This window comes from Synechococcus sp. CCY9202, from assembly GCF_034931685.1.
Taxonomy (GTDB): Bacteria; Cyanobacteriota; Cyanobacteriia; order PCC-6307; family Cyanobiaceae; genus CBW1002.
Window position 1 is genome coordinate 20,142 of the sequence record NZ_JAYGID010000052.1, and the last position, 15,347, is coordinate 35,488.

At 64.8% G+C, this 15,347-nt stretch carries 11 protein-coding genes; 2 read left to right on the forward strand and 9 right to left on the reverse strand.

Going from position 1 to position 15,347, the window contains the following annotated elements:
* Positions 1–105 precede the first annotated feature (105 nt).
* The 8 genes from ccsB to VB777_RS07220 form a co-directional block, all read right to left on the reverse strand.
* Positions 106–1,020 (reverse strand): c-type cytochrome biogenesis protein CcsB, encoded by a 915-nt coding sequence (gene ccsB / locus VB777_RS07185; RefSeq protein WP_197170196.1) that lies wholly within the window; start codon positions 1,018–1,020, stop codon positions 106–108.
* A gap of 33 nt (positions 1,021–1,053) precedes the next feature.
* A complete protein-coding gene (locus VB777_RS07190) occupies positions 1,054–2,226 on the reverse strand; it encodes an LptF/LptG family permease (RefSeq protein WP_197159265.1) in 1,173 nt (390 codons plus the stop codon).
* Positions 2,227–2,237: 11 nt separating this feature from the next.
* Positions 2,238–2,966 carry an LPS export ABC transporter ATP-binding protein gene (gene lptB, locus VB777_RS07195; RefSeq protein WP_197155433.1) on the reverse strand — a complete coding sequence of 243 codons (729 nt, stop codon included), beginning with the start codon at positions 2,964–2,966 and terminating at the stop codon, positions 2,238–2,240.
* Positions 2,963–3,364: a hypothetical protein gene (locus VB777_RS07200; RefSeq protein WP_323247984.1), complete on the reverse strand. Its 402-nt coding sequence runs from the start codon at positions 3,362–3,364 to the stop codon at positions 2,963–2,965. Before VB777_RS07200 ends, lptB begins: the two co-directional genes overlap by 4 nt.
* A gap of 376 nt (positions 3,365–3,740) precedes the next feature.
* On the reverse strand, positions 3,741–4,103 hold the full coding sequence (locus tag VB777_RS07205; protein WP_323247986.1) for a DUF309 domain-containing protein: 363 nt from the start codon (positions 4,101–4,103) through the stop codon (positions 3,741–3,743).
* An 88-nt stretch (positions 4,104–4,191) separates the two neighbouring features.
* Positions 4,192–6,000 (reverse strand): translational GTPase TypA, encoded by a 1,809-nt coding sequence (gene typA, locus VB777_RS07210; protein ID WP_197155423.1) that lies wholly within the window; start codon positions 5,998–6,000, stop codon positions 4,192–4,194.
* Positions 6,001–6,254: 254 nt separating this feature from the next.
* Complete coding sequence (locus VB777_RS07215) at positions 6,255–8,897, reverse strand: U32 family peptidase (protein ID WP_323247988.1); 2,643 nt, start codon at positions 8,895–8,897, stop codon at positions 6,255–6,257.
* Positions 8,894–9,619, reverse strand: a complete 726-nt coding sequence (locus tag VB777_RS07220) for a M15 family metallopeptidase (protein ID WP_322756959.1) — start codon at positions 9,617–9,619, stop codon at positions 8,894–8,896. Before VB777_RS07220 ends, VB777_RS07215 begins: the two co-directional genes overlap by 4 nt.
* A 125-nt stretch (positions 9,620–9,744) precedes the next feature.
* On the opposite strand from VB777_RS07220, the gene chlP reads away from it, so the two are divergent.
* Positions 9,745–11,145: a geranylgeranyl reductase gene (gene chlP, locus VB777_RS07225; protein ID WP_323247990.1), complete on the forward strand. Its 1,401-nt coding sequence runs from the start codon at positions 9,745–9,747 to the stop codon at positions 11,143–11,145.
* A gap of 87 nt (positions 11,146–11,232) precedes the next feature.
* Here the strand turns inward: chlP and glyS are convergent, their stop codons facing one another.
* Positions 11,233–13,410 (reverse strand): glycine--tRNA ligase subunit beta, encoded by a 2,178-nt coding sequence (gene glyS, locus VB777_RS07230; protein ID WP_323247992.1) that lies wholly within the window; start codon positions 13,408–13,410, stop codon positions 11,233–11,235.
* Positions 13,411–13,518: 108 nt separating this feature from the next.
* Here glyS and sir point away from each other — a divergent pair, with 108 nt between their 5' ends.
* On the forward strand, positions 13,519–15,336 hold the full coding sequence (sir, locus tag VB777_RS07235; RefSeq protein WP_197155411.1) for a sulfite reductase, ferredoxin dependent: 1,818 nt from the start codon (positions 13,519–13,521) through the stop codon (positions 15,334–15,336).
* Positions 15,337–15,347: the final 11 nt, after the last annotated feature.

The following is a 15,347-nucleotide window of genomic DNA, read 5'->3' on the forward strand; positions in this document are numbered from 1 at the left end:
TCAGCACCAACAGGCTGACAGTCTAAATTACGATTCAGCCCCCTGGTTCCAGGGGGCTTTCTTTTGGTTTGAGCCGTTGCGAGGACGCCTCTCTCTGATGGCATGTCAAGCCCCTAGGAACCAGCCATAGCTGTGCAGGCCGATGCCGAGAAGATTGACGCCGATATAACACACCACAATCACCACCAGTCCAGCAGAGGCCACGAGCGCAGGGCGACGACCCTGCCAGCCCCGGATCAAGCGGGTGTGGAGATAGGCCGCATAGACCAGCCAGCAGATCAAGGCCCAGGTTTCTTTGGGATCCCAGCTCCACCAGCTTCCCCAGGCCTCGTTGGCCCAGACGGCACCGCTCACCAGTCCCACTGACAGGAGCAGGAACCCCACGGTGATGGTGCGATAGCTGAGGCTGTCGAGCTGCTCACTGATCGCAAAACCTGTGCTGTGCAATTCCACAGCGTCGGGCGCTCCGGCACCGACCAGCTGGGATTTTCGGTAAGCACCCGTGCCGATCGAGCTGCTGCGCAGCACCAGATCATTGCCGCGATCCGTGAACAGCACGGCAATCGAGAGCAGTGAGCCCACAAGCAAGGCTGCATAGCTCACCATGATCACGCTCACGTGCATGATCAGCCAGCTGGAGCGAAGGGCCGGAACCAGGGGCGAAGCCTCCTGCATCGTGTCCGGCAGGGCGAAGCTGGCGAAGGCCACACAGCCGAGGGCAATCGGAGTGGATGCCGCCGGCACCAGGGGGGAGGGCCAGGAGCGTTCCACCAGCAGCTGGGTCAGCGTGCAACCCCAGGCCAGGAAACAGAGCGACTCGTAGAGGTTGCTGATCGGAAAGTGACCTGAATCCCACCAGCGCAGCACCAGCTGGGCGGTGAGGCAGAGGTTGGCGGCGGCCACCAGCACGGTCACCGCTGAACTTCTGCGGCCAGAGCTGAGGGACCAGAAGGACAGAGGCAGCACCAGCAGGAGCAGGCCGAAAGCCGTGAGCCCAAGTCCAAGAACCGGATCAATCACCAGAAACTGCAGCGACCGCGCCAGTCTGCCGCTTCAGCGGCTGGCCTGACGCAGCAGCACCAGTCCGCCGGCCAAACCGATGCCAACCGGCAGCCAGGCAGCCATCACGGGAGAGAGGGTACCGGTGATGCCCAGCGAGCTGAAGATGAACGACATCAGGTAATACACGAAGATCAACAGCACGCTGATTCCAAAGCCCTGGCTGCGGCTTGTGCGGGAATTCGGACGGACCCCCAGACTGCTGCCGATCAGGCCGAACACCAGACAGATGGCGGGGAAGGCAAATTTCTCCTGGATACGCACCCGCAACCGCCGGGCTTCCTTCTGATTGTTGGCCGCCAGCAGGAGCCTTTCAGCACGGCGAGCCTGGCCCACCGTCATCAGGTTGGCATCGGTGGGGAGCTTGGCCACCTCCTCGACATCCCGACTGAGTGGATAGAAGTAGCGGTCAAAATTGGCAGAGGTCGTGGTGTCGTTCGCCTCATCGACACTGACGATGCGGCCATTGCGGAACTCCCACATCGCTTTGGCCTCGTTCCAGCGGCCGGTATTGGCCATCAGCATCTGACGCTGGCCGGTCCGTGAGAAGTCAATCAGGGTGACATCCTTCATCTCCCCATTGCTGAACTCCTGGGCATAGAACAGCTGGGTCATGCCACGAACGCTTTCTCCATCGGGTCGTGAGATCCTTCCAAACCGCGAATAAAGAGTGTGACGTCCCCGTTCAGCCGCGATGGCCTTGCCGAGAGCCTGATCCAGCGTGATCGAGGCGGAGAGGTTGGCCCTCGGCACGATCACATCGTTGAACACGAAGGTGAGCAGACTCATGGCCACCGCAAGGGCAACGGCGGGTGCCACCATCCGCTTGGTGCTCACCCCCACGCTGCGAAGAGCGGTGAGTTCGCTGTTGCCGGACAGCCGGCTATAGGCCAGCAGGGTGGCCATCAGGGTGGCCATGGGGAAGGACAGCACCAGAAAGCCCGGCAGACGCAGGCCGAGCACCTGCATGGCCGCGGTGAGCGGCAGGCCGGCCTCCGCCACCTTGCGGACCAGCTCAAAGACAACGCCCACGGACAACGAGACGGCCGTGAAGGCGGCGATGCCGAACAGCAACGGACCAACCAGCTCAGCGATGAGCCAGCGATCCATCAGGGGCAGCCAGTGGAGGCTGAAGCGAATCGGGTGGCGTTGAAAGCGCTGCAGCATCGAGGCGGTGGTCACAGTTGGAAAGCCTCGCCGAGATAGTGGCGACGAACCAGCGGATCGTTGGCCATCGCGGTGGAGGTGCCCGAGGCGAGGATGCGCCCTTCGGTGAGGATGTAGGCCCGATCGGTGATTGAAAGGGTCTCGCGCACGTTGTGATCGGTGATCAGCACACCCATGCCGCGGCTGCGCAGATTGGCGATCAGCTCCTGCAGATCGGACACGGCCATGGGATCGACCCCGGCAAATGGCTCATCGAGCAACAGATAACGCGGGCCAGTCGCTCCTACGGCCAGGGCTCGCGCCACTTCCGTGCGGCGGCGCTCGCCTCCGGAGAGTTGAAACCCTTTGCGGTTCTGGAACGGACCCAGGTGAAACTCCTCGATCAGGGTCTCAAGCCGCTGCCGGCGCAGGCTGCGGGGTGTGCGGCTCTGCTCAAGGGCCAGCCGCAGGTTTTCGCGCACCGTGAGCGTGCGGAACACACTCGCTTCCTGGGGCAGATAGCCGATGCCGAGTCGGGCGCGGCGCGGCATCGGCAGTTTCTGAACAGGCATCCCATCCAGCAGCACCTGCCCCCGGTCTGGCCGCAGCAGGCCGGTGACGAGGTTGAAGGTGGTGGTCTTGCCGGCACCATTGGGGCCGAGCAGGCCCACCACCTCTCCAGGGGCAAGCTCAAGGCTCACGTCTTGCACCAACGGGCGGCCAGCGATGGTGAGCGCCGCCTCCTGAACCACCAGGCTCATGGATGGTTGGCGCCCGAGGTGGAGTCGGCCGGACCAGATGGCTCGGGTGCTGACACTGGGCTCCTGGCCGTGCCTTCCGCGCCCGGGGCAACAGGGGCAGGCTTCTGAAGGGCATCAACCTTCAGCTTGCTGAACACCTGCTGTTCGCCGAGGGGTTCGGCCTTGACGCGCTCGTTCTCCACCCAGTAGTACACGCGCTCGGCCTTGATCGAATGACCATCGCTCTGGATCACGTCCACATCGCCACTGAGGATCACCAGACCCTCCTGGCTGAAATATTGCGCCTGGCGGGCCGTCGCCACGACCCGTTCATCGGGATAGACGATGCGAACGTTGCCTGTGGCCGTGATCACCCCGGTGCGGTTGTCGGCCTGCTGCAGGTCGGATTCAATCGTCACCAGACCGGTGGTGGGCGTTTTGGCGGGTGGCCCAGCTGCTGCCGGGGCTGCTGCCGGGGGAGTTGCCGCAGCTGGGACTTGCGGTTCTGCCGATCCTGGTTGGGGTGTGCTGACAGGAGTCGTCAGCGCCGCTGGCGGAGCCTCGGGGACGCCAACCGCCCCCTCTTGAGCCTTGACCGGCACCCCGGTCAACGAGACATGTCCAAGCAGAAGGGCCAGCATCCAGCCCAGCTGCAGCCTTCGGTGCGTTGATGCAGGCGGTGTCGCCCTGACCCGGAACTCCGGGAATTCCCCGGTGGCAAGGTGAACCCCCGAAGCGTGGCCGTGGTCAACATCCAACCCCAAGAGAAGAGCTACGGCAGCACAGCACGACAATTTACAGAGGTCCCGGAGGGGCCTTCTGGCATGGGGGACGCAGCTGCACGAATGCCAGCTGATCCATGGCAAGGGGCAAGGGCTCGCCACCCAGCTGCAGGGTCTGCAGCTGGGCGAGAGCTGGCTGGCGCAACCGCTCGAGATCGAGGCCCAGGGCTGTGGGTCCGCAGGGCCCAAGGCGCCCCACGCCCTCTCCCAGCAGCACCATGGCCCCCCTGAGATTGCCGCGCCCCAGGTGAATCTGGGCCACGGCAATCTGCAGGATTCCCTGCAGCACCGGCCTGAGGGGGCCCTGAGTTTCATGCCAGAGCTCCTCGAAACCATCGTGGCAGTCGTACCACTCGCCGGCATTGAACAAGCGCACGGCTTGATCGAAGCGCGGATCCGCAATCAGCTGAGACTCGTGCGGATCAACATCATTCGGCTCGGCTGCGGAATCCGTCACACCGGAGTCAGCGCTTGGCGGGCTTCTTGGCGGGAAGCTTGCGCAGACGGATCGACTCGGGAGTCACTTCGAGCATCTCGTCGGGACCGATGTACTCGAGCGCACGCTCGAGGGTCATCTGGATCGGCGATTGCAGGGTATCGAGCACCTCGGCACCCGCGGAGCGGATGTTGGTGACCTGCTTGGCCTTGCAGACATTGAGCTCGAGATCCTGGGGGCGACTGTTCTCACCCACGATCATGCCCTTGTACACCTTGGTGCCTGGAGTGATGAAGAACTGGCCGCGATCTTCGGCGCCCTTGAGCGCATAGAAGGTGGCTGTACCTTCCTCAAAAGCGATCAGGACGCCACTGCGACGGGCATCCACGTCGCCCTGCATCGGGCGATAGTCGAGGAAGGAGTGGCTCATGATCCCCTCGCCACGGGTGGCGCGGATGAACTCGCCACGGAAGCCGATCAGGCCGCGGGAGGGCACCACGAACTCCAGCTGGGTGCGGCCATCACTGGTGGTTTCCATGTTCTGCATCTCGCCCTTGCGAATGCCCAGCTTTTCGATGCAGGCGCCCACCGACTCTTCAGGAACATCCATCACAAGCGCTTCGAACGGCTCATGGGGGGTGCCGTCGATGGTGCGGTAGATCACCTGGGGCTGGCTCACCTGGAATTCGTAGCCCTCCCGACGCATCGTTTCAATCAGGATGCCCAGATGGAGTTCACCCCGGCCGCTCACGGCCCAGCGGTCGGGTGAATCGGTGTCTTCGACACGCAGAGCCACGTTGGTGAGCAGTTCCTTCTGGAGGCGATCGCGGATCTGCCGGCTGGTGACGAACTTGCCTTCCTTGCCGGCGAAGGGCGAGTCGTTGACCACGAAGGTCATCTGCAGGGTGGGCTCATCCACCTTGATCAGGGGCAGAGCCTCGGGGTGATCCGGGCAGGCGATGGTTTCGCCGATGTTCACCTCATCGAAACCGGCCACCGCCACCAGATCACCGGCGCTGGCCTGCTGGATCTCCACCCGTTGCAGACCCTGGAAGCCCAGCAACTTGCTGATCCGCCCGCGCTTGATGCTGCCGTCGTCGCGGATCAGGGCAGCGGTCTGGCCCGACTGGATGGTGCCGTTGTGGATCCGGCCGATCATGATCCGGCCGAGGAAATCGCTGTAATCCAGCGTGGTGACCTGCATCTGCAGGGGCTTGGTGGCATCGCCCACCGGCGGTGGAACATGGCGCAGGATGGCATCGAAGAGCGGCTTCATGGTGTCGCTTTCGGTCGCCATGTCCGGCTTGGCGTAGCCCCCCATGCCACTGCCGAAGAGGTAGGGGAAATCGCACTGGTCGTCGTCGGCACCCAGCTCGAGGAAGAGATCGAGAACCTTGTCGACCGCCTGTTCGGGATCGACCCTGGCCCGGTCGATCTTGTTGACGAACACGATCGGCCGCAGACCCTTTTCCAGGGCCTTCTTGAGCACGAAGCGCGTCTGGGGCATGGGCCCTTCGTTGGCGTCGACGATCAGCAGACAGCCATCCACCATGCCGAGCACCCGCTCCACCTCTCCGCCGAAATCGGCGTGTCCGGGGGTGTCGACGATGTTGATGCGGATGCCGCTGTAATCCACCGCCGTGTTCTTGGAGAGGATCGTGATGCCCCGCTCCCGCTCCAGGTCGTTGGAGTCCATCACGCAGGTGGGCACCGCCTCGCCTTCGCGAAAGATGCCCGACTGGGTCAGCAGGGCATCGACCAGGGTGGTCTTGCCGTGGTCAACGTGGGCAATGATCGCAATATTGCGAATCGGGGCGCCTTTAATGTCGCCGCTCATGGGCAGATCTTCGTGATGGAGGGGTCTATGGGTTCGGTCCTATGGGTTCGGTCTTCCGAGTCGTTCAGAAATTCCGGGATGTCCGCGTTGCCGGAATGACCGGCCACACCACACATCGCAAGCGCGCAGATGCCCTGATCAGGGGGTCACACCCCTGAATCCTGAAATGCGGGCGCCTGGGCACTGAAGCATCCGTAGCTCAAGCGATGACCAATGGAGCGAACGTTCATCCTATCTCAGTCTCTGGACGGGTCTCAATCTCTGGATTGGCGTGAGACCCGATCCCGCAGGGTGCCGCGCGTCACGCCAAGACGACTGTCGAGATTCTCGTTGCGCCACAGATCACGGCCGCTGAGGCGGCCGTCCAGGGCCTGGCGATAGAGGTCGACGCGTCGCCGTGTCGCCTCGGCGTTCTCCTCCAGCAGCTCCAGGCGCAGGTGCCGCACCCCGGAATCCAGTAACGCGGGCAAGGCCTCGGCAGCGGTCTGGGCCTTGCCGTTGAAGAGCGTGTTGCGACAGCCCAGATCGGCCCGCAGTGGATGCTCCACGCCGCTGCGATCGCGCAGGCGTACCTCGTGCTGCTCACAGGGACGGCCGCAATCGGTGTGGTCGTGACCGTCGGAGAGAAAGGCACAGAAGAGGCAATGCTCCATGTGGAACAGGGGCATGTGCTGGTGGACCGTCACCTCAAGACGACCGGCCGGGCAGCCGCGGATCAGGTCCTGCAGCTTGCTCAGGGCAAGGTCGTAGCTGGCGGTGACCCGCTGCAGACCCCAGTGGTCGAGATACCAGTGCGCCGCCAGGGGGTTGGCCACGTTCAGGCTGAAATCACCGATGCAGGGAGCCAGGGGCGTCAGCCGCTCAAGTTGATCGGCGTTGCGCACCAGGAAACCATCGGGCCGGGCTCTCCACAGGGGCTCCAGGCTCCAGGCTTCATCGGGGCGGGTGATGCGGGCGCCGGCCAGCCAGATGCCTCCCGGCCAGCAGCCCCTGCCGAGGGCCACGGCCTCGCGCAGGTCGGCCGGTTGCTCCAGATCGGCGATCACCTGGGCCACAGGCAGTCCCTGTAAGGCCTGCAGCTGCTCGAGGCTGCGCACCAACACCACCAGCTCCGGCTCAGTGCTGGAGCTCTGCTGCAGCTCGGCGGCACTCCAGGCCTGAATGGCCTGGGCTGGCGTCCGTGCTGGAGCGGTGGACAAGGCTCCCAATGGCCACGGTTTCCCTGAGGTGCTCGAGCCACTGGCCAGCAGGGGGGTCAGCGCCGCGACCAGCCCCCGGCGCAGGCGATTGAGTTCGGTGACCGGCAGGAACAACCCGGCTGGCAGGTCCACATCCAAGGATCCAAGCCGCCATCCCGTCCCGCCCAGCCGACCCAGCTGTTGCTCCAGCCGCTGGCGATCCAGGCCTGGGCCCCTGGCGCTCTGCAGCGGTAAATCCGTGTACCACTGAAGTGGGGGCTCAGGCAGGGTCCCAGTGCCATCCACAGCCAGCAGTTCCAGCTGCAAGGGCTGATCGAGGGCCCCGCGCACACGCAGGTGCAGAGCACGGGCAAGCTCGGGTGTGTCCGCCGTTGCCAGGCGTCGCCAGCGCTTCTCCAGGGCGGGATCGCTGCTCAACCAGCAGGGGGAACCAGGTGGCAGCGTCTCCGCGCTGATCCTCCCCGGGCCGAGCCGCAGGGCCAGCCGGCCTTCACCGCGCGACTCCACTGCCATCACCCGGCCACCGATCTCCTCCGGTGGCACCAGGGGGGCGGAGCCCGCCAGTTCGAACACCAAGCCATCCCCAGGCTTGAGCGACGTGATGGTGTCCAACAGCCACCAGCCGCCGCGGGCCTCCTGGCCGCGATAGTGACCGATCTGGGGGCCCCGCTTCTTGCTCCAGCGACCATGCACCAGCTGGCGGTGGTCCACACCGTGCAGCCAGCCGCTGGAGAGCCCCCGCGAAAAGCTCAATTCCAGTTCATGGCGCCTGGAAGGCTCGGGGGGCTGATCGGCAGAGACCTCCGAGCGGGATTCCGAGACGAGCTGCGCAGGGCTCGTTGCCGTTGCCAGACGATCAAGGCTCTGGCGGTAGGCGGAGGTCACCGCCGCCACATAGGTGGGGTCCTTGAGGCGCCCCTCGATCTTGAGGCTGGCCACACCGGTATCGACCAGCTGGGGCAGCAACTCCCAGGCGGCCAGGTCCTGGGGCGACAGCAGATAACGCTGCGTTCCAAGATCCCGTTCCACCCCATCCACGATCAGCTGATAGGGCAGGCGGCAGGCCTGGGCGCATTCCCCCCGGTTGGCGCTGCGCTGGCCCAGGGCCTCACTGGTCAGGCACTGGCCCGAATAGGCCACGCAGAGGGCTCCATGCACGAACACTTCCAGGGGCATCGCCATACCGCGCTGGCGCTGTTGCCGATCGATCCGCCTGAGATCCCGCAGGCTGAGCTCGCGGGCCAGCACCACCCGATCGCACCCCAGCGCCTCGGCCTGGGCCACCCCTGCTGCACTGGTGATCGACATCTGGGTGGAGCCATGCAGGCTCAGCCTCGGCACGACCTGGCGCGCCAGCCGACACAGACCCACGTCCTGCACGATCACCGCATCCACACCCGCGGCGTCCGCCTCCAGCAGCAGATCGGCGGCCTGCTCGAGCTCATCGGGGAAGATCAGCACGTTGAGGGTCAGAAACCCCCGGATTCCGCGCCGGTGCAGCCAGTCCATCAGCTCCGGCAGATCCTGGCGGCTGAAGTTTTCGGCCCGCAGGCGGGCGTTGAAAGCCTCCACACCGAAGTAGACCGCGTCGGCGCCATTGGCAGCTGCAGCCTTGAGCGACGCCCAGCAGCCCGCCGGCGCAAGCAGTTCCGGCATGGTCAGCGGGACCTGGATGGCCGTGGCAGGGTTGTTGCTCATCGCGCCAGTCTCTGGGCGGGCTCAAACAGCTTCAGGGCGTCCGCTGATCCTTCGAACCGCCAGTGCCAGGGCTCATAGCTCACGCCCTGGGGATTGTTCTGCGGGAAGGAGAGCTGAAAGTGAAAGCGAGCGGCATTGGCCTGCAACCAGCGGAAGGCTTCGGTGCGATCGAAAGCCTCAGACAGATTGGTGGCGGGATCGCGCCCATCGCCCAGATCCACGGCATACCCGGTGCTGTGCTCGGAGAACCCCGGCGGCGCACTGACACGAGCCCGTTCCTGGGCGCTCTGGTTGCGTTCGGCCTTGATATCAAAAAAGATCGACTTCTGCAGCGCAATCGAGCGAAAGGCGCTCAGCACCACCAGATCCACCCCATCCGCAGCGGCGGCCCGTTGCATCGCACCCACGGCAGCGGCGGCTTCCGGCTTCAACTCCAGTCCTGGCGACAGCTCCAGCTCCACCAGCTGGTCGCGGGGGACCTCGGGGTAGGGGTGATGGCCGAGCAGGCGCCCATCGGCACTGAGCCGGGCATTGAGCCCCTCCACCGGCAGGGGCTCCAGCCAGCGACGCCATGGTCCTGGAACCAGCAGCAGCACGGCGGTGGCGCCGATCAGGCCCAGGACCAGTCCCACGAAGGCGGTGCGCTTGGAGGGCCGGCGCGCCAGGGTCGCGGGCGATCGCCGGGCCAGAGGAATGTCTTCACCGATCACGGGTGCCGGCACCCCTCCATCCACAGCGTTTCAACAATCGTACGGACAGCTCCTTTCAAGTCCTTTCAAGCCCCCGAACGGATCGGCAACAGTGTTAGCTTCCAGCCGAGGATCCTTCTGGCGGAGCAGGTTTCAAGATGTTGCGCGTTGCGGTAGTGGGCGGTGGCCCGAGCGGGTCCTGTGCTGCGGAAGTGCTCGCCAAGGCGGGAATCGAGACCTGGCTGTTCGAGCGGAAACTCGACAATGCCAAACCCTGCGGCGGAGCGATTCCGCTCTGCATGGTCGAAGAGTTTGATCTGCCCGAATCGATCATCGACCGCAAGGTGCGAAACATGCGGATGATCTCCCCCTCCAATCGGGAGGTGGACATTCATCTGGATAATCAGAATGAATACATCGGCATGTGCCGGCGCGAGGTGATGGATGCCTTCCTGCGCAACCGTGCCACTGATCTGGGCGCTCACCTGATCAACGGACTGGTCACGAAGATCGACACCGGTGTGGCCCGCCAGGGTCCATACACACTCACCTATTCCGATTACGCCTCCGGTGAGGCGACCGGCGAGGCCAAGACCCTGGAAGTGGACCTGATCATCGGCTCCGATGGCGCCAACAGCCGGGTGGCCAAGGCCATGGATGCCGGCGACTACAACGTGGCCATCGCCTTCCAGGAGCGGATCAAATTACCGCCCGAGGAGATGGCCTATTACGAAGATCTGGCAGAGATGTATGTGGGCACCGATGTGTCCCCCGATTTCTATGCCTGGGTCTTCCCCAAGTACGACCATGTGGCTGTCGGCACCGGCACCATGCAGGAGAACCAGGCTCTGATCAAGGGTCTGCAGGTCGGCATTCGCGAGCGGGCCAAGATGCGCCTGCTCAACGGTGAGGTGATCAAGGTGGAAGCCCACCCGATCCCAGAACATCCCCGTCCTCGCCGCGTTGTCGGACGTATGGCTCTGGTGGGGGATGCCGCCGGCTATGTGACCAAGAGCTCGGGTGAGGGCATCTACTTCGCTGCCAAGAGCGGGCGCATGTGCGCTGAGGAGATCGTGGCTGCCAGTGCTGGTGGAACCCGAATTCCCAGCGAAGCTGATCTGAAGAAATACCTGAAGAAGTGGGACCGAAAGTACGGTGCCACGTACAAAGTGCTCGAGATTCTGCAGAATATCTTCTACCGCAACGATGCCGCCCGCGAGGCCTTCGTCGAGATGTGCGACGACAAGGATGTGCAGAGACTCACCTTCGACAGCTATCTCTACAAACGCGTTGTGGCGATGAATCCCTGGCAGCAGCTCAAGCTGACCCTGCTCACTCTGGGCGCTGTGTTGCGCGGCAACGCCCTCGCGCCCGGCACCTACAAGCCGGTGCCCAGTGCCGTGCGATCCGAGGAGGAGGCCGGAGCGCTTCTGGCCGTGAGCGCGATCAAAGGAGGCATCAAGGTGGCCAATCAGAAGAAGCCATTGGCCCGTCCAGAAGCCAGCAGCAGACCCGAAGGCAGCAGTGAAGAGCGAGAACCGGCACTGGCGGGCAAGTGAAGCCCGGCCAGTACACAACACCACGGAAATCAATGGCCCCTGGAGCGGGCCATTTTTTTTTGGATCAAACGAGCATCAGATCCGATCTCAGCCGCTGATCCGGCTGAAATCGGCCAGCACGGTGGCCTGATTGCGCAGCACCCCCAGCAGATTGAGGCGATTGCGGCGCACGGCCGGATCGTCCACCATCACCAGGACGCTGTCGTCGCCATCAAAGAAGGCGGCCAGAACTTCGGCGCTGCCCACCAGGCCATCGGCCAGTGCCTGATAGCCGTCCTGCTTGCCGCTCAGGGAGCTGGCGACCGCCAGGGGTTCGAGCTGCTGCAGCACCTCCAGCATGGCCACTTCACTGCTCGTTTCGAACAGCTGCGCCTCCACCACCCCAGCCGGATTCAGTACCAAGGGGTCCAGATCTCCCTTCGCGGCGAGCCTGGCGGCTCGGGTCACCACCGCCTGCAGGGCCGAAAGGGTGCCGCAACCCCGAAGACTGCGCAGCAACTCGGCCCGCCGCCGGGCATCGGCCGGATCCCTGAGCACCCGCTCCAGGGCCATCGCATCCCCGGCGACCGCCTGCACCAGATCCGCATCGATGCCCTCCTCCTCCAGCAGGCTGATCAGACGTTGCCGCAGCAAGTCGCCCAGTTCGGCGGCCAGAGCCTGCGGATCCACCGCGAAGTGGGGCAGCAGCTCGGCCCAATGGCCTGCAGCCCGATGGAGCAGGGCATGCAGATCCAGAATCCAGTTGCGCTCCCAGAGGATCTGAAGAAGGCCGTTGCCGGCGCGGCGCAGGGCGTAGGGGTCGGAGGAACCGCTGGGGCGTTCTCCCTTGGCGTAGATGCTCAGCAGCAGTTCCAGCCGTTCAGCCAGGGCAACAATGGCGCCGGCATCGGAGCCGGGCAGAGCGTCGCCGGCTCCCCTGGGCAGGTAATGCTCCAACACCGCCAAAGCAACCGGCCGCGGTTCTCCCTCGGCCAGCAGATATTTGCCCCCGATCACCCCCTGAAGCTCGGGGAACTCGCCCACCATCTGGCTGACCAGATCGTGCTTGCAGAGATGGGCAGCACGGCGGGCGTGATCCGCGGTGACGGCCGGCAGATCGAGCTGCTCGAGCAGCACATCGGTGCACCACTCCAGCCGCTCGCAGCGATCCCGCAGGCTGCCCAGTCCCTTGGCGAAGGCCACCCGGTGCAGCTGATCGCGCCGATCGATGCTGGCCACGGCCCGGTCGGCCTCGAGGAAAAAGGCGGCGTCAGCGAGGCGGGCTTTGAGAACGCGCTCGTTGCCCCGGCGCACGGTGTCTGTGGCTTCGGGCAGGCCATTGCCGATGCAGAGGAACCGAGGCAGCAGGCTGGAGCGGGCCTCCAGGGCCAGGGGATCGCGCTCCGCCGTGAGCTGATAAAGCGGCACGTAGCGCTGATGGGCCCGCATCACGGTGCTGAGCACCTCGGGTGGCAGGTCCAGGGAGTGATCGCTGATGGCCCCTTCGATCAACAGCGGCGCCTCCACCAGGTCGGTGAGCTCCTCAAACAGCTCCTCCGGCAGATCGGCCTGGGCCGATAGGGCAGTGGCAGCCACTTCGATCATCCGGCGAATCTGATCGGCACGGATCTGGCGATCGACGACCACACCAGAGGCCGCGAGAGCGGCCTCATAGGACTCTGCTGACGCGATGGCCACATCGGCGCCGGAGAGGCGATGCCCGCGGCTGCGGTTTCCCGCTGTCACCTGGGGATCGCTGCCCGACAGCGTCACCGGCAGAACGTTCTCGCCCAGCAAGGCCACAAGCCAGCGAATCGGCCGGCTGAAGCGATCGTCGCCCTCGCCCCAGCGCATGAAACGACGGCCCTGAAGCCCGTTGATCCAGGCCGGCACCAGGTCGGTGAGCAGATCCGCAGCGGCACGGCCCGGGTCGAGGATGCGGGCGAAGACAAAGGGACCCTTGGGGGTGTCCCGGACCTCGAGCTGCTCGGCGGCCACGCCGCAACGGCGGGCGAAGCCGATGGCCGCCGCTGTTGGGGCACCATCCCGGAAGGCCTGGGCTTCAGGGGGCCCCTTGCGTTCCTCCTCCAGATCCTCCTGCCGTTCGGCAAGTCCATCGATCAGCACCACCAGCCGCCGCGGTGTGCCGAGGCAGCGCACACGCCCAAAGCTGAGGCGGCTCACCAGCAGATCGGCGCTCACCAGCTGTTCCAGCTGAGACAGGGCGGATTGAGCGAAGTCGGCGGGCAGTTCCTCGGTACCGATCTCCAGCAGGAAGGTGGACACGCTCCAGCCACAGCAATGGACGACTGTATTGAACGGTGTGGGGACGACCCCTCTGTTTGGCACACCATTCGCTAGTTTCGAGTCCTTCCCGTGCCCGCCGGATCCGCAATGCCCAAGACGACGGCCCCCGCCAGCGCGTCGGCGGTGTCGACCCCTGAGGCAGAGACGGGATCCGAGACCAGCCTGAATCCAGCCATTGCCGCCAAAGCCCCGTCCAAGCTGGAGGGTCTCAAACGCGAAAGCGGCTTTCTGCGAGAACCTCTGGCCACGGAACTGGTCAATGGTGTCTCACATTTCAGTGAGAACGCCGTTCAGATCCTCAAGTACCACGGCAGTTACCAGCAGGACAACCGCGACAACCGCGAGAAGGGCAAGGAGAAGGACTGGCAGTTGATGCTGCGCCTGCGCAACCCGGGTGGTCGTATCCCCACCGATCTCTATCTCGCCCTGGATACGTTGGCCGACCGGCTCGGCAACGGAACTCTGCGGATCACCACCCGCCAGGCCTTCCAGATGCATGGGATCCGCAAGGGGAACATCAAGGAGGTGATCGGCACGATCATCCGATCCTTGGGCTCCACCTTGTCGGCCTGCGGCGACATCAACCGCAATGTGATGGCCCCCGCCGCTCCCTTTGAGAAGGGTGGCTATCCAGCGGCCCGAGAGCTGGCCGATCAGATCGCCGACCTGCTTGCTCCCCAGGCTGCGGAGGGCACCTACCTGGACCTCTGGGTGGATGGCGACCTCAGCTACCGCATCAAAGCGGCGGCTCCGGTCCGCAAGGCGCGGCAGCGGCAGGTGGACGGCCACATCTACAGCGGCACGCCCGAAGAGCCTCTGTATGGAACCACCTATCTGCCGCGGAAGTTCAAGGTGGCGGTCACCGTTCCCGGTGACAACTCCGTTGACCTGCTCACCCAGGACGTGGGCCTGGTGCTGTTCACCGATCCTTCCGGCCGTCCCCAGGGCTGCAACGTGTATGTGGGAGGCGGCATGGGCCGCACCCACAACAAGGAGGAAACCTTTGCCCGCATCGCCGATCCGCTCGGCTATGTGGCGGCGGATGGGATCTTCGATCTTCTGCAGGCGATCGTGGCCCTGCAGCGCGATCACGGTGACCGCCACCAGCGGCGCCACTCGCGCATGAAATATCTGATCCACGACCGCGGCATCGCCTGGTTCCGCGACGAACTGCAGCAGCGTTACTTCTCCCATCCGATCAAGGGTCTGCGCCAGGAGCCCACCACCAAGCTCACCGACTACCTCGGCTGGCATCGTCAGAGCAGTGGCCTCTGGTTCGTGGGACTGCCCGTCCTCTGTGGCCGCCTCGAGGGAGATCTCAAGCTGGGCCTCCGCAAGCTTGTCGATACCTTCAAGCTGGAGGTGCGCCTCACTCCCAACCAGGACCTGCTGCTCTGCAACATCGGCACCAGCCAGCGGGCCAGCCTGCGCTTGGCCCTGGCTGATCTCGGTTTCGAAACGCCGGAGGCGCCGCCGCTGCTTGCCCGCCACGCGATCGCCTGCCCAGCCCTGCCCACCTGTGGACTGGCGATCACCGAATCGGAGCGCATCCTGCCGGCGGTACTGGATCGATTGGAGGCACTTCTGGGCCGGCTCGGCATTGATCGGCAGATTCTTGTGCGCATGACCGGCTGCCCGAACGGTTGCGCCCGGCCGTACATGGCGGAAATCGGTCTGGTGGGAAGTGGCGTCGATCAGTACCAGCTCTGGCTCGGCGGCTCGCCCAACCTCACCCGGCTGGCCCAGCCTTACCTGGAGCGCATGCCTCTTGAGAATCTTGAGGCCACCCTGGAGCCGCTTCTCAGGGCCTGGGCTGAACGGGGAGGGCGGCGCAGCTTCGGCGACTTCGTGGCCCGTGAAGGCGATGCAGCCGTGCGTGATCTGCTGACCGCTGCCAGCCTCTGAGACTGATCAGC